This is a genomic window from Streptomyces sp. H27-D2 (assembly GCF_035828615.1).
Classification (GTDB): domain Bacteria; phylum Actinomycetota; class Actinomycetes; order Streptomycetales; family Streptomycetaceae; genus Streptomyces.
In genome coordinates this window covers 1-16,950 of the sequence record NZ_JAYMZR010000125.1, presented here as the reverse complement: position 1 = coordinate 16,950, position 16,950 = coordinate 1, and the positions used below count along the sequence as shown (strand labels likewise).

The 16,950-nt window shown below is 73.4% G+C and carries 14 protein-coding genes; 10 read left to right on the top strand and 4 right to left on the bottom strand.

All coding sequences use genetic code 11. From position 1 onward, the window contains the following. The first annotated feature begins 116 nt into the window (after nt 1–116). Nucleotides 117–2,867, top strand: coding sequence for a helicase-associated domain-containing protein (locus tag QMK28_RS30655; RefSeq protein ID WP_326442959.1), 2,751 nt, complete (start codon nt 117–119; stop codon nt 2,865–2,867). A gap of 204 nt (nt 2,868–3,071) precedes the next feature. Next, entirely contained in the window at nt 3,072–4,748 is a 1,677-nt protein-coding gene (locus QMK28_RS30650) for a DNA repair helicase XPB (RefSeq protein WP_326442958.1), read from the top strand. A 198-nt stretch (nt 4,749–4,946) separates the two neighbouring features. On the opposite strand, the gene QMK28_RS30645 is transcribed toward QMK28_RS30650, so the two are convergent. After that, complete coding sequence (locus tag QMK28_RS30645) at nt 4,947–5,399, bottom strand: hypothetical protein (protein ID WP_326442957.1); 453 nt, start codon at nt 5,397–5,399, stop codon at nt 4,947–4,949. Nucleotides 5,400–5,759: 360 nt separating this feature from the next. Here QMK28_RS30645 and QMK28_RS30640 point away from each other — a divergent pair, with 360 nt between their 5' ends. Further along, nucleotides 5,760–8,021 (top strand): HelD family protein, encoded by a 2,262-nt coding sequence (locus QMK28_RS30640; RefSeq protein ID WP_326442956.1) that lies wholly within the window; start codon nt 5,760–5,762, stop codon nt 8,019–8,021. A 155-nt stretch (nt 8,022–8,176) separates the two neighbouring features. Here QMK28_RS30640 and QMK28_RS30635 read toward each other — a convergent pair whose 3' ends face one another. After that, nucleotides 8,177–8,893 carry a copper homeostasis protein CutC gene (locus tag QMK28_RS30635; RefSeq protein WP_326442955.1) on the bottom strand — a complete coding sequence of 239 codons (717 nt, stop codon included), beginning with the start codon at nt 8,891–8,893 and terminating at the stop codon, nt 8,177–8,179. Between the two features lie 169 nt (nt 8,894–9,062). Between QMK28_RS30635 and QMK28_RS30630 the strand changes: the two genes are divergently transcribed. The 3 genes from QMK28_RS30630 (at nt 9,063) to QMK28_RS30620 (ending at nt 11,587) form a co-directional block, all read left to right on the top strand. Beyond that, nucleotides 9,063–9,812 carry an HD domain-containing protein gene (locus tag QMK28_RS30630; RefSeq protein ID WP_443050880.1) on the top strand — a complete coding sequence of 250 codons (750 nt, stop codon included), beginning with the start codon at nt 9,063–9,065 and terminating at the stop codon, nt 9,810–9,812. 193 nt (nt 9,813–10,005) lie between these two features. Continuing rightward, a complete protein-coding gene (locus QMK28_RS30625) occupies nt 10,006–11,337 on the top strand; it encodes a Cmx/CmrA family chloramphenicol efflux MFS transporter (RefSeq protein ID WP_326442954.1) in 1,332 nt (443 codons plus the stop codon). Nucleotides 11,338–11,443: 106 nt separating this feature from the next. Next, nucleotides 11,444–11,587: a hypothetical protein gene (locus QMK28_RS30620; RefSeq protein ID WP_326442953.1), complete on the top strand. Its 144-nt coding sequence runs from the start codon at nt 11,444–11,446 to the stop codon at nt 11,585–11,587. 90 nt (nt 11,588–11,677) lie between these two features. Here the strand turns inward: QMK28_RS30620 and QMK28_RS30615 are convergent, their stop codons facing one another. Both QMK28_RS30615 and QMK28_RS30610 read right to left on the bottom strand, forming a co-directional pair. After that, entirely contained in the window at nt 11,678–11,938 is a 261-nt protein-coding gene (locus QMK28_RS30615; protein WP_326442952.1) for a DUF4031 domain-containing protein, read from the bottom strand. Continuing rightward, nucleotides 11,938–12,330 carry a hypothetical protein gene (locus QMK28_RS30610; RefSeq protein WP_326442951.1) on the bottom strand — a complete coding sequence of 131 codons (393 nt, stop codon included), beginning with the start codon at nt 12,328–12,330 and terminating at the stop codon, nt 11,938–11,940. The genes QMK28_RS30615 and QMK28_RS30610 overlap by 1 nt, the downstream gene beginning before the upstream one ends. Before the next feature lie 276 nt (nt 12,331–12,606). On the opposite strand from QMK28_RS30610, the gene QMK28_RS30605 reads away from it, so the two are divergent. From QMK28_RS30605 to QMK28_RS30590, 4 genes are all read left to right on the top strand, one after another. Further along, nucleotides 12,607–13,503, top strand: coding sequence for a MurR/RpiR family transcriptional regulator (locus tag QMK28_RS30605; protein WP_326442960.1), 897 nt, complete (start codon nt 12,607–12,609; stop codon nt 13,501–13,503). A 72-nt stretch (nt 13,504–13,575) separates the two neighbouring features. Continuing rightward, on the top strand, nt 13,576–14,583 hold the full coding sequence (murQ, locus tag QMK28_RS30600; protein WP_326442950.1) for an N-acetylmuramic acid 6-phosphate etherase: 1,008 nt from the start codon (nt 13,576–13,578) through the stop codon (nt 14,581–14,583). Nucleotides 14,584–14,671: 88 nt separating this feature from the next. After that, the gene (locus tag QMK28_RS30595; RefSeq protein WP_326442949.1) at nt 14,672–16,270 is read left to right on the top strand and encodes a PTS transporter subunit EIIC; all 1,599 of its coding nucleotides are present in this window, start codon (nt 14,672–14,674) and stop codon (nt 16,268–16,270) included. A gap of 236 nt (nt 16,271–16,506) precedes the next feature. Beyond that, nucleotides 16,507–16,881, top strand: coding sequence for a hypothetical protein (locus QMK28_RS30590; protein WP_326442948.1), 375 nt, complete (start codon nt 16,507–16,509; stop codon nt 16,879–16,881). The last annotated feature ends 69 nt before the right edge of the window (nt 16,882–16,950 follow it).

The window sequence follows — 16,950 nt, the reverse complement described above, 5'->3', positions numbered from 1 at the left end:
CCTACCGCCCCGCAGGCCCCGCCCCCGTCACCACAACGCCGCACCGCCACCCCACCGCCACCGCCGCGAGGCACACCCGCACCCCACCACCCCCCACACCGGCTACCGTGGGGCGGATGACCACCGAGCGGAATCGGGAGGCGCGCGTGCCCGCGAAGACCGGCCCAGGCGACCGCACCGCCACAGCCCCGCGCACGCTCGCCGAAGAGCTGCGCACCCGTCCCGACGACAGCCTCGCCGCGCTCCTGCACGCCCGGCCCGAGCTGCTCTCGCCGGTGCCCGGCGACCTCACCCAGCTCGCCACCCGCGCCGGAACCCGTGCCTCCGTCGTCCGGGCGCTCGAACGCCTCGACCGCTTCGTACTCCAGACCGCCGAGGCCCTGGCCGTAGCGCCCGAGCCCTGCCCGTACGGCACCCTGCGAGCGCTGCTGAGCGGCGACGAGCCCGACGAACGGGTCGCCGCGGAGCTGCCGCGCGCCATAGCGGTGCTGCGCACGCAGGCCCTCATCTGGGGCACCGACGAGCGGCTGCGCCTCGTCCGCACGGCCCGCGAGCTGCTGGCGCCGACGGCCACGAACCTCTCCCCCACCGGCCTGGGCCCGACGACCGCGGAGGCGACGACCGGGATGTCGCCGGGGCGGCTCCAGGAGATCCTGACGTCCGCCGGGCTGCCGCCCACCCACGACCCCGTGACGGCTGTGACCTCGCTCACCACCCTCTTCGGGGACCGCGAGCGGATGGCGGCGCTGCTGGCCGGTGCGCCGCCGGAGTCGACGGCCGTGCTCGGGAAGCTGGTGTGGGGGCCGCCGTACGGCACGGTGCCGCCGGCGCCCGCCCCGCCCGTGCAGTGGCTGCTGGCCCGCGGCCTGCTGCTGCCGGCCGCGTCCGGCAACGTCGTACTGCCGCGCGAGGCGGCCCTGCACCTGCGCGGCGGGCGGGCGCACCGCGCGATCGAGCCGCTGGCGCCGGCGCTGGAACCGGTCACCGAGCGGGGTCAGCAGCTGGTGGACGAGGCCGCCGCCGGCCAGGCGTTCACCGCGCTGGCGGCGGTCGACGAGCTGCTGAAGGAGTGGGACAACGGCGGTCCCGCCGTGCTGCGCGCGGGCGGCATGAGCGTGCGCGACCTCAAGCGGACCGGTGCGGCGCTGGACGTGTCCGAGTCGGTGGCCGCCTTCTGGATCGAGCTGGCGTACGCGGCCGGACTGCTGGCCTCGGACGGCGCGACCGAGGAGCGTTACGCGCCGACGCCCGGCTACGACGAGTGGGCGCGGCTGCCCGCCGAGCAGCGCTGGGCGCAGCTCGTCACGGCGTGGCTGGTGGCGACCCGTACCGCCGGTCTGGTCGGTACGCGTGACGGCAAGGGCCGTACGTTGGCCGTGCTCGGCCCGGACCTGGACCGCTCGCCGGCGCCCGAGGTGCGGCGGCGGACGCTGGAGCTGCTCGCGGGGATGACGCCGGGCGCGTCCGTGCCCACGGACGCGGTGCTGGCGCGGCTGCGCTGGGAGCGCCCGCCGCGCGGCGGCTCCCCGGCCGGCCCGACGGCGGGCGCGGGAGCGGCTACGGCCGCCACCGCCGCAGCTCAGGGCCCGGACGATCTGCGGACCAGACTGGCCCGCTGGACGCTCGCCGAGACCGAGATGCTGGGCGTGACGGGCCGGGGCGCGCTGTCCTCGCAGGGCCGGGCGCTGCTGGGCCCGAACGATCAGGGCGGCTCGCACAACAGCCCACACACCAGCTCGCACACCGACGAGCAGCCCAGTGCCGCGCCCCGCACCCGCACCACCCGCACCACTCCCACAGCCCCCACCGCCCCCACCCCCCGCGCCCGGACCGGCTTCCACACCGGAGTGGACATCGCGGCGGCAGCCGCCCACGCCGCCGAAATCCTCGTACCGCTGCTGCCCAAGCCGCTCAACCACGTGCTGCTGCAAGCCGACCTGACGGCCGTCGCGCCGGGCCCGTTGGAGCGACCGCTCGCGGAGATGCTCGGGGTGCTGGCGGACGTCGAGTCGAAGGGCGGCGCGACGGTCTACCGGTTCACGCCGCAGTCGGTGCGGCGCGCGCTGGACGTCGGGCGGACGGCGACCGACCTCCAGGCGTTCCTGACCGAGCACTCCCGTACGCCGGTGCCGCAGCCGCTCGCGTACCTGATCGACGATGTGGCCCGCAAGCACGGCCGGCTGCGGATCGGCGCCGCCTCCGCGTACCTGCGCTGCGACGACGACGCGCTGCTCAGCGAGCTGCTGGTGGACCGCCGCTCGGCCGGCTTCGGGCTGCGCCGGCTCGCGCCGACGGTGCTGGCGGCGCAGGCCGCCCCGGAGACGCTGCTCGACGGTCTGCGGGCGATGGGCTACGCGCCGGCCGCCGAGTCCGCCGAAGGGGACGTGCTGATCACCCGCCCCGACGCACACCGCACCCCGCCCCGTACCGCACCCTCCCCCGTCCCCGACGGCCCGCCGCAGCCCGACGACACCCTGCTGACGGCGGCGGTGCGGGCCATCAGGGCGGGCGACCTGGCCGCGACGGCGACCCACAAACCGGCGGGCGCGCCGACGGGTTCCGGCGCGGGCGCCGGCATCGACGGCGGCACGGGCTCCGGCCGCAGCGCGGCCGTCCCCACCCCCACGGGCGACCGGCTGCCCCGCACGACCTCAGCCGAGACCCTCGCCACCATGCAGGCCGCCGCGCTGACCGGCTCGGTGGTGTGGATGGGCTACGTCAACGCGGACGGCGCGGCCAGCCAGCGGGTGATCGCCCCGGTACGGGTGGAGGGCGGCTTCGTGACGGCGTACGACCACACGGCGGACGAGGTGCGGACGTATCCGCTGCACCGGGTGACGGGCGTGGCGGAACTCGCGGACGAGTGAGGGTCCGGCCCGGCGACCGAGTGCGAGTCCGGGCCGGAATCCGGCTGCGAGTCCGGGCCGGAGGCCACCCGTGAAGACCGGAAGACCACCTGTGAGCTGACTATCACCGCACCATGCACGCCGGTGAGCGACACTGGTGGTTTGGCCGTGCCGGCCGGAACACGAGCCGTACAGGCCGAACACCAGTGGAAAGGGCCGAGCCGCGTGAACGGACCTCTCATCGTCCAGAGCGACAAGACACTGCTCCTGGAGGTGGACCACGAACTATCGGGAGAGTGCCGCCGCGCCATCGCACCGTTCGCGGAGCTGGAGCGCGCTCCCGAACACATCCACACCTACCGGCTGACGCCGCTCGGTCTGTGGAACGCCCGCGCGGCCGGGCACGACGCCGAGCAGGTCGTCGACGCGCTGGTGGCGTACTCCCGCTACCCGGTGCCGCACGCCCTGCTGGTCGACATCGCCGAGACGATGGCCCGGTACGGGCGGCTCACCCTGAGCAAGCACCCCGTGCACGGGCTGATCCTCACCAGCAGCGACCGCCCGGTGCTGGAGGAGATCCTCCGGTCGAGGAAGGTGCAGCCGCTGGTCGGCGCCCGGCTCGACCCGGACACCGTGGTGGTGCACCCCTCCGAGCGCGGCCAGATCAAGCAGACGCTGCTCAAACTCGGCTGGCCGGCCGAGGACCTCGCCGGGTACGTGGACGGCGAGGCGCACGCGATCGAGCTCAAGGAGGACGGCTGGGCGCTGCGCCCGTACCAGAAGCAGGCGATCGAGGGCTTCTGGCACGGCGGCTCGGGCGTCGTCGTGCTGCCCTGCGGCGCGGGCAAGACGCTGGTGGGCGCGGGCGCGATGGCGACCGCCAAGGCGACGACGCTGATCCTGGTCACCAACACCGTCTCGGCCCGGCAGTGGAAGCACGAGCTGGTGAAGCGGACGTCGCTGACCGAGGAGGAGATCGGCGAGTACAGCGGTACCCGCAAGGAGATCCGCCCGGTGACCATCGCGACGTACCAGGTCCTGACCACCAAGCGGAAGGGCGTCTACCAGCACCTGGAGCTGTTCGACTCCCGCGACTGGGGCCTGATCCTCTACGACGAGGTGCACCTGCTGCCCGCGCCGGTCTTCAAGTTCACCGCGAACCTCCAGGCGCGCCGTCGGCTCGGGCTGACCGCGACGCTGGTGCGCGAGGACGGCCGCGAGTCGGACGTGTTCTCGCTGATCGGCCCGAAGCGCTTCGACGCTCCGTGGAAGGAGATCGAGGCGCAGGGCTACATCGCGCCCGCCGACTGCGTCGAGGTCCGGGTGAACCTGACCGACGCGGAACGGCTCACCTACGCGACGGCCGAGGCCGAGGAGAAGTACCGCTACTGCGCCACGACGGCGTCGAAGCAGCGGGTCACCGAGGCGCTGGTCCGTAAACACCAGGGCGAACAGACGCTGGTCATCGGCCAGTACATCGACCAGCTCGACGAACTGGGCGAGCACCTGGGCGCGCCGGTCATCAAGGGCGAGACGAGCAACGCGCAGCGCGAGAAGCTCTTCAACGCCTTCCGGGAGGGCGAGCTGTCCGTGCTCGTCGTCTCGAAGGTCGCCAACTTCTCGATCGACCTGCCCGAGGCGACGGTCGCCATCCAGGTCTCGGGCACGTTCGGCTCCCGCCAGGAGGAGGCACAGCGCCTCGGCCGGGTGCTGCGCCCGAAGGCGGACGGGCACGAGGCGCGCTTCTACTCGGTCGTCGCCCGCGACACCATCGACCAGGACTTCGCCGCCCACCGGCAGCGCTTCCTGGCCGAGCAGGGTTACGCGTACCGGATCGTGGACGCGGACGAGCTGCTGGCCGACCCCGAGGGGCTGACGGAGGGGCCGCCGCCGCCGGAGTAGGCGCGGCGCGTAGTCACTTCGGGTGAAGGACGCGAGGGCGGGGCTGTACGGGGCGGAGCTGTACGGGGGCGGGGCTGCCAGGGTCGGCGCCGCACGGCTGCGGGACGCCCCAAGGTCGGCAGCACCGCACGGCTGCGGGACTGCCCAAGCTCGGCACCGCACGCCTGCGCGGATGTCGGCCGGTCGGCTGCGGTGTGGCTAGAACGGGGCGAAGCCGTGGATGAAGACCAGCGCGGCGGCCGCCCCGCCCGCCCACAGCTGGGTGCGCAGCAGCCACAGCCGAAGGCCGGGCGGCCTGACGGTCCTGCTGCTGCCGCGCGGCAGCAGCAGGACCGTCAGGCCCGAGGCGACGCTCACGACGAGGGTCGTGGCGATCATCCAGGTGGGCACCGGCGTACAGCCCTCGCCCTGCATGAGGCATTCGCCGGCCTCCGGCATGAACAGCAAGCTGCAGATGAGCGCCACAATCAAGGTCGGTACGAGCAGGAGCAGCGCCAATCCGGCCCACAGTCGGCGGGCCCCGTCGTTTTCGCGGACGGTCGGGGCGGCTCGGGCAGCTTCGGCGGCTTCGGCGGCTCGGGCGGCTCGGGCGGCTCGGGCGTCCCAGAATTCGGTCCGCATCTCGGCCCAGGTCGGTCGGCTGGTGCTCATGCTGGTCAGTCAACCGGTCGCGGACACCGTCGGCGAGCGCGGTCGTACTCATCCCGTACTCAGCCGGAAGCTCATCCGGTACGGGGGCGGAGCTGGGCCGAGCTGGGCCGGCGGGCCGGGGTGAGACCAGCGGGAGGCCCGTGCCCCGCCCCGAAAACCATTCGCTCCCCGGACCGGTGCAGCGTACACTCGCCCGTCCTGCCGCCTCCCGAACCGTGGTACCAGCCGTAGCTGGCAGCCGGGGGAGCGCCTCCGACCGGACGGAAACCGGTCGGCCACCCGCTCTCAGTTCCCGCTCATACGCCCAGACGCTCCGCGTAGCCGCGTATGGACGTACCCGCACCAGCCGGAGGCAAAGCCGTGCCCGCGCATGCCCACCCGTCGCCCGACTCCGTAGTCGATGTAGCCGTAGCCGATGTAGCCGCTCAGGCGGCAAGCCCTTCCGAAGCGGCGAACCCTCCCGAAACGGCGAAGCCCCTCGAAACGCCGAACCCCCTCGAACGCGAGCGCGCCCATCTCACCGCTTCGCGCGCCGCGCTGCGCGCCATGCGCGCCGACGCCCAGGCCCTCAACATCAGGGACGTCACCGCGAACTGGGTGAACGCCGAAGTCCTCCAGGGCGAGATCGACGCCCGGATCAAGGCGCTCGCCGACCTCGCGCACACCCCGCTCTTCTTCGGCCGCCTCGGCTATCTGCACGCGCCGGGCGCGGACCAGGCGGAAGGGGCGGCGGGCGAGGACTTCTACATCGGCCGCCGCCATGTGCACGACACGGACGGCGACCCGATGGTCGTCGACTGGCGCGCGCCGGTCTCGCAGCCGTTCTACCGGGCGTCGAAGAAGGACCCGATGGACGTCGGGCTGCGCCGCCGCTTCGGCTTCACGGGCGGCGAGCTGACGGCGTACGAGGACGAGTACCTCGCCGACGGGCCGCACGAGGCGGGCGCGCCGGACGAGGCGGATGGGGGCGCCGGCTCCCGCATCACCGACGCCCCCGGCACGACCAGCAGGCTGCTCCAGAACGAGATCGAGCGCCCCCGCGTAGGCCCGATGCGCGACATCGTCGCGACGATCCAGCCGGAGCAGGACGAGATCGTACGAGCCGGCGTCGGCGGCACGGTCTGCGTGCAGGGCGGGCCGGGCACCGGAAAGACGGCGGTAGGGCTGCACCGAGTCGCGTATCTGCTCTACGCGCACCGCGACCGGCTGGCCCGCACCGGCACCCTGGTCATCGGGCCGAACCGGTCCTTCCTGCACTACATCGAGCAAGTGCTTCCCGCACTGGGCGAGTTGGACGTCAAGCAGGCGACCGTCGACGACCTGGTCTCGCCCGTCGCCGTGTCCGGCACGGACAGCGCCGAGTCGGCCCGGGTCAAGGGTGACGCGCGGATGGCCGAGGTGCTGCGGCGCGCGGTCAGGTCCGGGGTGACGATGCCGACCGAGCCGGTCGTCGTGGTGCGCGGGTCGCGCCGCTGGCGGGTGCCGGCGTACGAAGTCGGCGAGCTGGTCAGCCAGTTGCTGGAGCGCGGCATCCGTTACGGGGCCGCGCGCGGCGCCCTGCCGCAGCGGATCGCGCACTCCGTGCTGGTACGGATGGAGGAGGCCGGCGAGGCTCCGGACGACCGGGTGCAGGACGCGGTGGCCCGCACTCCGGCGGTGAAGGCGGCGGTCAAGGCGGCCTGGCCGCTGGTGGATCCGGCCAAGCTGGTGCTGCGGCTGCTCGCCGACCCCGAGTTCCTGGCGGCTCACGCGGAGGGGCTGCTCACCCCGGACGAGCAGCGGGCCGTCCTGTGGGCCAAGCCCGCCCGCAGCGTGAAGGCCGCCCGTTGGTCGTCGGCGGACACGGTCCTCATCGATGAGGCGACGGACCTCGTCGAGCGCACGCACTCGCTCGGCCATGTGGTCCTGGACGAGGCGCAGGACCTGTCCCCCATGCAGTACCGGGCGGTGGGCCGCCGCTGCACCACCGGCTCGGCGACGATCCTCGGTGACCTGGCGCAGGGCACCACGCCCTGGGCGACGGCCAGTTGGGCCGAAGCGCTGACCCACCTCGGCAAGCCGGACGGCCGGATCGAGGAGCTGACCCGCGGCTTCCGCGTCCCGCGCGAGGTCATCGCCTACGCGTCGCGGCTGCTGCCCGCCATCGCCCCCGGCCTGGCGGAGGCCACCTCGGTCCGCGACTCGCCCGGCTCGATGGGGGTACGGGAGGTCCGGCCCGAAGCGCTCGACTCGGCCGTGTCGGCCGCGTGCCTGGCCGCGCTGTCGAACGAGGGCTCGGTCGGCCTGATCGCGGCCGACGCCCGCATCCCCGCCCTCGCCGCGGCGCTCACGGCGGCGGGACTGCCGTACCTCTCCCCCGGCGAGGAGACCTCCGCCGAGGCCCGGCTCACCCTCGTACCGGCCACCCTCGCCAAGGGCCTCGAATACGACTACGTGGTCCTGGACGAGCCCGCCGGAGTGGTGGCCGGCGAGCCCGACCTCCGTACCGGGCTGCGCCGGCTGTACGTGGCGCTCACCCGAGCCGTGTCGGGCCTGGCGATCCTCCACTCGGCACCGCTGCCGACGGAACTGGAGGGGGAGCCGACGGGTAGCCGGCGGGGTGGCCGGCAGGCTGAGACGTGAGGCGCGAGGCGTGAGGCGCGAGGCCGGGCACCTCTTCACACCGCCCGCGCCACCGCGTCCCGTCCTCACACCGCCCGCGCCACCGCGTCCCGTCCTCACACCGCCCGCGCCACCGCGTCCCGTCCTCACACCGCCCGCGCCACCGCGTCCCGTCCTCACACCGCCCGCGCCACCGCGTCCAGCGTCTCGCGCCACTCCCTGACCGCCTCGGCCCCCACCGGGGCGGACCAGCCGCCGGGGCGGGCCGCGCCGCCGATGTGGAAGGCCGTGACGCCCGCCGCGCGCAGCGCGGGCAGGTGCCGCAGGTGCAGGCCGCCGCCCACCAGCAACTGCGGGTCGTAGCCGGGCTCGCTCCGCTCCGTACGGGCCGCCTCGGCCAGCAGCGTCGGGAGGCCGTCGTCGACGCCGGTCGCGGCGCCCGCCGTGAGGTAGCTGTCGAGGCCCGGGAAGTCGGACAGCTCCTTGCGCAGGTCGTCGCGGTCGGCGGCCCGGTCGATGGCGCGGTGGAAGGTCCACCGGCAGCCGTCGAGGGCCTCGGCCAGCGCGGTCACGGCCGTCAGGTCCGCACGCCCCTCGGCGTCGAGGAAGCCCAGCACGAATTCGTCCGCGCCCTCGGCCCGCAGCTCGGCCGCCGACCGGCAGAGCGCGTCGAGCTCCGCCGCGCCGCCGACCGCGAAGCCGTCGGAGGCGCGCAGCATCACGCGCAGCCGGATGTCGACGGCGGCGCGGATCGCGGCGAAGGTCTCGCGCGGCGGGGTGAGGCCGTCGGCCGCCATGTCGGCGACCAGTTCGAGCCGGTCCGCCCCGCCGGCCTGAGCTGAGACCGCGTCTGCGGCATCGAGGGCGATCACCTCGAGAATTGGTCTAGACATGTAGAACAGCCTGCCACATCCCGGCCCCGCGCCGAAAGCTGTACCGCACAATTGGCTTATGGCAGCCCTGTCCAATCCCCCGTCCGGCCCCCAGCCCGGCCATCGGCCCAGCCCTCAGCCCGGCCCCGCGCCCAGCCCCCCGTCCGGGCCGGCCACCGCGCAGCACAACCTGCTGCTGGGCCGCTGGACCGCCCTGCTCACCGCCGCGCGCGAAGCCGCCACGGACGCGGGTGCGGGGGAAGCGGCCACGGACGCGGGTGCGGGTGCGGAAGCGGCCACGGACGCGGATGCGGATGCGGGGGAAACCGCCACGGCCACGGACCCGGATGCGGGGGAAACCTCCAGCCCCGACCCCGTCCCGTATGGCGAGAACCTGCTCGCCCGCTGGGCGGAGCCGCAGCGCAAGTACCACACCACCGATCACCTGCTCGCGGTCCTCGACCGGATCGACGAGTTGGCCGGGCACCCGACCGACCCGCACGCCGTCCGCCTCGCCGCCTGGTTCCACGACGCCGTGTACCGGCCCGACCGCAGCGAGAACGAGCAGCGCAGCGCCCAGCTCGCCGAGCGCGCCCTCACCGAGGCCGGCGTCGCCCAGGCCCGTACCGACGAGGTCGTCCGGCTCGTACGGCTGACCGTCACCCACGATCCGGCGGCCGGCGACGCCAACGGCGAGACCCTCTGCGACGCGGACCTGGCGATCCTGGCGGGGGCGCCCGAGGCGTACGCGGAGTACGCGGCGGCCGTCCGCGAGGAGTACGGCTTCGTCCCGGACGACGCCTTCCGGGCCGGCCGCGCGACGGTCCTGCGCCAGTTGCTCGCCCTGCCCCGCCTCTTCCGCACCCCGTACGGCGCCGAGCACTGGGAGCCCACCGCCCGGCGCAACCTCAGCACGGAACTGGCGCTGCTCAGCGTCTGACGGGGCTGGGTACGGGGCCGGGGGGCAGGCACGGCTACGGCTACGTGACGGCACAGGCGGTGCTGGTGCCCGCGCAAGGCCCGAACGGTACGGGGCAGCCCCGAGTGCCCGAAGAGACGTGGGTCCGCCTCCGGGAATAGACGGCCGCGCCCCCAACGCTGCCGCCTAAGTGCCGAACGCCAGTGGAACCCGTATGCCCGTAGCCGTCTACATCCTCGGACTGTCCGTTTTCGCCCTCGGAACCTCGGAGTTCATGCTCTCCGGGCTGCTGCCGCCGATCGCGGACGACATGGGCGTCACGATCCCGCAAGCGGGCCTGCTGATATCCGCCTTCGCGATCGGCATGGTCGTGGGCGCGCCGCTGCTCGCCGTGGCGACGCTGCGGCTCCCCCGGCGTACCACCCTGATCGCGCTGATCTCGGTGTTCGGCCTCGGCCAGATCGCGGGGGCGCTCGCGCCGAATTACGCGCTGCTCTTCACTTCCCGCGTCGTCAGCGCGCTCGCGTGCGCCGGCTTCTGGGCGGTCGGCGCGTCGGTGGCCATCGCGATGGTGCCGGTCACCTCGCGGGCCCGCGCGATGGCCGTCATGATCGGCGGGCTCAGCATCGCCAACGTGCTGGGCGTTCCGGCGGGGGCCTTCCTCGGCGAGAGCCTGGGCTGGCGGTCGGCGTTCTGGGCGGTGGCCGTGATGTCCGCCGTGGCGCTCGTGGGCGTCGTCACCCTGATCCCGCGCATCCCGCTCCCCGACACCCGCCCGAGGCTCCGGCGCGAGCTGGCGATCTACCGGGACCGGCAGGTGTGGCTGTCCATCGTGATCACCGCGCTCGCCGCAGGCGGCGTCTTCTGCGTGTTCAGCTACCTGGCGCCGCTGCTGACCGACGTCGCGGGGCTGCCCGACGGCTGGGTTCCCGGCGTGCTCGGGCTGTTCGGCCTCGGCGCGCTGATCGGGACGGCGGTCGGCGGCCGGGTCGCGGACGCGCACCTGTTCGGTGTGCTGCTCAGCGGCGCGAGCGCGTCGACCGTCTTCCTGGTCCTGCTGGCCCTGACCGCGCACAACCCGGTCGCCGTCGTGGTGCTGTCCTTCCTGCTCGGGCTCTCGGCGTTCTTCACCGCGCCCGCGCTCAACGCCCGGCTGTTCAACGTCGCGGGCGCGGCCCCCACCCTGGCCGGCGCGACCACCACCGCCGCGTTCAACCTCGGCAACACGAGCGGCCCGTGGCTGGGCGGCACGGTCATCGACGGCGGCTTCGGCTTCACCGCGCCGGCCTGGGCGGGCGCGGGAATGACAGCCGTCGCCATCGTCGCCATCGCGGTCTCGCTGCGCTTCCACCGGCGGGGGACACCGTCCCTGGTGGTCGCGAAGGCGGGCGTGGGCGTGGGCGTGGGCGTGGGCGCAGGATTCGGATCGGCGTCGGCATCGGTCCCGGCGCAGGGGCAGGCGCAGGGGCGGACCCAGGGGCAGGGGCAGACGCAGCGCGAGGCCGCGTTGTCCACCGAAGGCTGTGCGCTGTCCACCGAGGCCTGACAGCGTCCGACTCACCGGCGCGAATTAGCACTACCCGGGTCGGCTTCGGGTGCGTTCGGGTCCGTATCGCCGAAACGGGCGAACTGCGCGGTGCCCCGGTGCCCCGGTGCCGGCGACGGACCAGGGGGTAGTTCTGCGCACCTACGACTACAGCTCCAGCGATGAACGGTCGATCGGCAGCGGTGAGGGATCGGCCCTGCGCCAGCAGTGGTACCACACCGGCCTCTGCATCCAATGGACCTTCGAGTAGCGGGCCGCCACGCAGCGGACCGACACACACCAGCCCTCCGGGATAACAGCCTTGGCGTCAACAGCCCGACCACGCCGAAAAGCCCCCCGCTCACCGCCCCTTGGGCCGCCGCAGCCCCGCCGCCGTCAGCCGCCGCACCAGTTCCTTACCGCCGATCTCGACGGCGCCGGCCCGTACCGCGTCCGCGTAGCGGGTGCTCGGCAGGTCGTAGTGGTCCCGCTCGAACGCTCGCTCCGGAGCGCCGATGCCCGCCGCGAAGGCGTGCAGTTCCTCGAACGACACATCGCTGACCAGGTGCGACCACATCCGGCCGTGGCCCGGCCAGGTGGGCGGGTCTATATAGACCGCCATCAGCCCGCAGCCCCGAGCGAGCCCGCCGTCCCAGGCGAACCCGCCGCGCCCAGCGAGCCCACCTTCGCGACGGCGACCGCCGCCTTCGTGCACACCCAGTGCGGGTCCGGGCCGAGCTCCGGCTCCACGTCCAGCGCGTGCGGGTCGCCCTCCTCCTTGCACACGGGGCACAGCGGCCAGCGGCCGTACTTCTCCAGCAGCGCGTCCTGGACGTCCTGGGCGATCAGTCCGGGCAGGAATTCGCTCCCGTCGGGCCACTGCTCGACCCACCACCTGCGGTGCACGACCGCGTCCTCGACCAGCGAGACGACATCGGCCTCGGCCACGTCGCCCGCCATCAGGTCGGCTATGACCAGCGCCCGCGCTGTGTGCAATGACTGCTCGATCTCCATATGCCCCATTGTCGCGCGCCCCACCCCACCGGAAGCCCAGCCGGAAGCCGCACCAGAAGCCCCGCCGACGCCGCACCGGAAGCCGCACCGATGACGCACCGGATGACGACACGCATCCCGGACTGAAGGACCCTTGACGCCCTCCCGTTCTGAAAATATCTTTCAGAGGTGAGCAGCAGACTGAAGGAAACTTTCACGGCGGGTACGGGCGCGCATACCGGCAGGGGCAGCAGCAACGGCAACGGCGCAGCCGCCGCCACCCCCGACCTCAAGCCCATCCCGCCCAAAACACCCCCGCCCCCCGCCGCCCTCGCCGCCAAGGTCCGCACCATGGCTCCGTCGATGACCCGCTCCATGCAGCGTGTCGCCGAAGCTGTGGCGGGTGACCCCGCCGCGTGCGCCGCGCTCACCGTCACCGGACTCGCCGCGCTCACCGGCACCAGTGAGGCGACCGTCGTCCGCACCTCGCGCCTCCTCGGCTACCAGGGCTACCGCGACCTGCGCCTCGCGCTCGCCGCGCTGGCCGCGCAGCAGGCGGCCGGGCGCGCTCCCGCCGTCACCGCCGACATCGCGGTCGACGACACGATCTCCGACGTCGTCGCGAAGCTGGCGCACGAAGAGGCGCAGTGCCTCGCCGACACCGCCGCCGGTCTCGACATCACGCAGCTCGAAGCGGCGGTCACCGCCCTCGCCGGCGCGCGCCGCATCGATGTGTACGGCATCGGCGCGTCCAGCCTCGTCGGCCAGGATCTCGCGCAGAAGCTGCTGCGCATCGGCCTGATAGCGCACGCGCACTCCGACACGCACCTGGCCGTGACCAACGCCGTGCAGCTGCGCTCCGGGGACGTCGCCATCGCGATCACGCACTCCGGGCGGACCGTGGACGTCATCGAGCCGCTGCGGGTCGCGTTCGACAACGGGGCGACGACCATCGCCATCACCGGCCGCCCGGACGGCGAGATCGCCCAGTGCGCCGACCACATACTCACCACCTCCACGTCCCGCGAGAGCGAGCTGCGGCCTGCGGCGATGTCCAGCCGCACCAGCCAACTGCTGGTCGTGGACTGCCTGTTCATAGGCGTGGCACAGCGTACGTACGAGACGGCGGCCCCCGCCCTCTCGGCCTCGTACGAAGCCCTCGCCCATCGCCACACGCCCCGCTCGCAACGCTGACGGCCGTACCCGGCGCACCGGACGCCGGCACGCGCCGATCCGCGCCGGCCCGCATCAGAAAGAGCCTTCCTCATGCCCTCCACCGCCGACACCCCTGTCCCAGCCGCTGTCCCAGCCGCTGCCCCGGCCGCTGACCCAGCCCCAGCCCCGGCCTCGCGCTACGGCGAGCTGCGCGCGCAGCTGGACACCCTCACCACCGAGGCGTTCCGCCCGGAGCTGTCCGAGATCGACCGGCTGCCCACCCTCGAACTGGCCACGCTGATGAACGGCGAGGACGCCACCGTCCCCACCGCCGTCGCGGAGCGGCTCCCGCAGATCTCCGCCGCGATCGACGCGACCGCCGAGCGGATGGCGCGCGGCGGGCGGCTCGTCTACGCCGGCGCGGGCACCGCCGGGCGGCTCGGCGTACTGGACGCGAGCGAGTGCCCGCCGACCTTCAACACCGACCCGAGCGAGGTCGTCGGCCTGATCGCGGGCGGCCCGTCCGCGATGGTCAAGGCTGTGGAAGGCGCCGAGGACAGCAAGCTGCTCGCCGCCGAGGACCTGGACGCGCTGGCCCTGACCCCGGACGACACCGTGGTCGGCGTCTCCGCCTCGGGCCGCACCCCGTACGCGATCGGCGCGGTCGAGCACGCGCGTGCGCTCGGCGCGCTCACCATCGGCCTCTCCTGCAACGCCGGTTCAAGCCTCGCGGCGGCGGCCGAGCACGGCATCGAGATCGTCGTCGGCCCCGAGCTGCTGACCGGCTCGACCCGGCTCAAGGCCGGTACGGCGCAGAAGCTCGTCCTCAACATGCTCTCGACCATCACCATGATCCGGCTGGGCAAGACCTACGGAAACCTGATGGTGGACGTCCGGGCCTCGAACGAGAAGCTGCGCGCCCGCTCGCGCCGCATCGTCTCGCTGGCCACCGGCGCGTCGGACGAGGACATCGAGACGGCCCTCACCGCCACGGACGGCGAAGTGAAGGACGCCATCCTCAGCCTGCTCGGCGACGTCGACGGCCGCACCGCCGCCGCGCTGCTCGCCGACTCCGACGGCCACCTGCGCGACGCGCTCCAGGCCGCGCAAAAGGCCTGAGCCGCACCCCGCAACCCCGCACCCCCGCACCCCCGCAAGCCCCACCCCGCCGAGGAAAAGCGCACCGCACATGGCTGAGGCATCGCACATGGCTGAGAACAAGAACCAGAGAATCGCCGAGGAGATCCTCCCCCTCGTCGGCGGCGCACGGAACGTCACCTCGATCGTCAACTGCATGACGCGACTGCGCCTCGGGCTCCGGGACCGTTCGCTCGTCCAGGAAGAAGCGCTCAAAGCGCTGCCCGCCGTGATGGGCGTAATCGACGACGACACGTACCAGATCGTGCTGGGTCCGGGCACGGTCGCCCGGGTGACCCCCGAGTTCGAGAAGCTGGTCGAGGCGGAGCGGGCCGCCGCACCCACCCCGGCGTCCGGGCTCGCGCCCGGCCCGGCATCCGCGCCCGCGCCCGGCCCGCACTCCCCCGACGGAGTCGCCCTCACCGCCGATGAGTTGGCAGCCCAGGGCACGGCCATCAAAGCCGCCCGCAAGCGGAAGAACGCCACCCCGGTGAAGCTCTTCCTGCGCCGGATCGCCAATATCTTCGTGCCGCTGATCCCGGCGCTGATCGGCTGCGGCATCGTGGCCGGCATCAACGGCCTGCTGACCAACCTGGTGAACACCGGCCATGCGAGCTGGGCGACCTCGCTGGTGCCCGCCCTCGCCGCCATCGCGTCCGGCTTCATGTCGCTGATCTCCGTCTTCGTCGGCATCAACACGGCCAAGGAGTTCGGCGGTACGCCCGTTCTGGGCGGCGCCGTCGCGGCGATCATCGTCTACGCGGGCGTCGCCAACGTGACGGTCTTCGGCGAGAAGCTCTCCCCCGGCCAGGGCGGCGTGCTCGGCGCGCTGGGCGCGGCGCTGCTCGCCGTGTACGTCGAGAAGTGGTGCCGCAGGTGGGTGCCGGAGGCGCTGGACGTCCTGGTGACCCCGACCCTGACGGTGCTGGTATCCGGCCTGGTCACGCTCTTCGGCCTGATGTTCCTGGCCGGCGAGGTATCCACCGCGATCGGCGACTTCGCCGACTGGCTGCTGGCCGGCGGCGGCGGCGTCGCCGGGTTCGTGCTCGGCGGGCTGTTCCTGCCGCTGGTGATGCTGGGCCTGCACCAGGCGCTGATCCCCATCCACACCACCCTGATCGAGCAACAGGGCTTCACCGTCCTGCTGCCGATCCTGGCCATGGCCGGCGCGGGCCAGGTCGGCGCGGCCATCGCGGTCTACCTGCGGCTGCCGCACAACACCTCGATCCGCAAGACCATCAGGTCCGCGCTCCCGGCGGGCCTCCTGGGCGTCGGCGAGCCGCTGATCTACGGCGTCTCGCTGCCCCTGGGCCGCCCGTTCATCACGGCCTGCTTCGGCGGCGCGTTCGGCGGCGCGTTCGTCGGCCTGTTCAACCAACTCGGCGACTCGGTCGGCTCCACAGCCATCGGCCCGTCCGGCTGGGCGCTGTTCCCGCTGATGGACGGCAGCGACGGAATGGGCACGACGATCGCGATCTACGCGGCGGGGCTGCTCGTCGGCTACTTCGCCGGGTTCGTCGCGACGTACTTCTTCGGCTTCAGCAAGCAGATGATCACCGAGCTGAACGTCGCTCCGAAGGACACGACGATCGTGGCCGCCGATCCGTCCGGCGCCCTCGTCCAGGACGACGAGAGGCCGCCCGGAGACCGGACACCGGCGGGGGTCTGAGCCTGCGGGGGCTGCGCCTGCCCGGGGGGTGAGCCTGCCGGGGGGCTGAGCCTGCGGGCGACGCAGGGGAGTCGGGTGTTGGTGAATCCGCAACAGCTTCCCCCAAGAGGACATACCGGCCTTTTGATGCTTTTCTTCTTTGGGTGAGCCGTTCGGTTCTCGCCGCCGTGGATTCCGTGGTTCGGCTCAGGCGCTGGACGTGCGGGCTTCATCCGTCCCATGACAGGAGTACCCGCATGAAGATTCGCCACATAGCCGCCGTGTCCCTCACCGCCAGTGTCCTGATGGTCGGCGGTACAGCCGCGGCACAGGCCGGCACCCTCGCACCCGCGACCAGTTCCGCGTCGCCGAGCCACCACGGCGAGGAAACCCCCGAGTGCGCCGCGGCCAAGGCGAAGGCCGCCGCAAGCACTTCCGCGGCCATCGCCGCCAGGGGCGCAGCCGCGGAGGCGGTCATCGCGAGGCAGGCCGCCGAAGCAGCCACGGGTACCAGCCCCGCAGCCCTGGCCACCGCAACCGCGGCGGCCGAAGCAGCTGCCGTCACCGAAGCTGCCGCCAACGCCAAGGAAGCCGCTGCCAACGCCGCTGCCATCACCGCCTGCACCCCGTAGCTTTTCCGGGCGCACCCCCAGCACAACCGCGCCGCACAGCCGCACAGCCGCAGAGCACCACCGCGCGGC

What these genes read in the sequence shown, in the direction of transcription:
- QMK28_RS30655 (WP_326442959.1), top strand. Translation starts at nt 117, where the DNA reads ATGACCACCGAGCGGAATCGGGAGGCGCGCGTGCCCGCGAAGACCGGC.
- QMK28_RS30645 (WP_326442957.1), bottom strand. Translation starts at nt 5,399, where the DNA reads ATGAGCACCAGCCGACCGACCTGGGCCGAGATGCGGACCGAATTCTGG.
- QMK28_RS30635 (WP_326442955.1), bottom strand. Translation starts at nt 8,893, where the DNA reads ATGTCTAGACCAATTCTCGAGGTGATCGCCCTCGATGCCGCAGACGCG.
- QMK28_RS30625 (WP_326442954.1), top strand. Translation starts at nt 10,006, where the DNA reads ATGCCCGTAGCCGTCTACATCCTCGGACTGTCCGTTTTCGCCCTCGGA.
- QMK28_RS30615 (WP_326442952.1), bottom strand. Translation starts at nt 11,938, where the DNA reads ATGGCGGTCTATATAGACCCGCCCACCTGGCCGGGCCACGGCCGGATG.
- QMK28_RS30610 (WP_326442951.1), bottom strand. Translation starts at nt 12,330, where the DNA reads ATGGAGATCGAGCAGTCATTGCACACAGCGCGGGCGCTGGTCATAGCC.
- murQ (WP_326442950.1), top strand. Translation starts at nt 13,576, where the DNA reads ATGCCCTCCACCGCCGACACCCCTGTCCCAGCCGCTGTCCCAGCCGCT.
- QMK28_RS30595 (WP_326442949.1), top strand. Translation starts at nt 14,672, where the DNA reads ATGGCTGAGAACAAGAACCAGAGAATCGCCGAGGAGATCCTCCCCCTC.
- QMK28_RS30590 (WP_326442948.1), top strand. Translation starts at nt 16,507, where the DNA reads ATGAAGATTCGCCACATAGCCGCCGTGTCCCTCACCGCCAGTGTCCTG.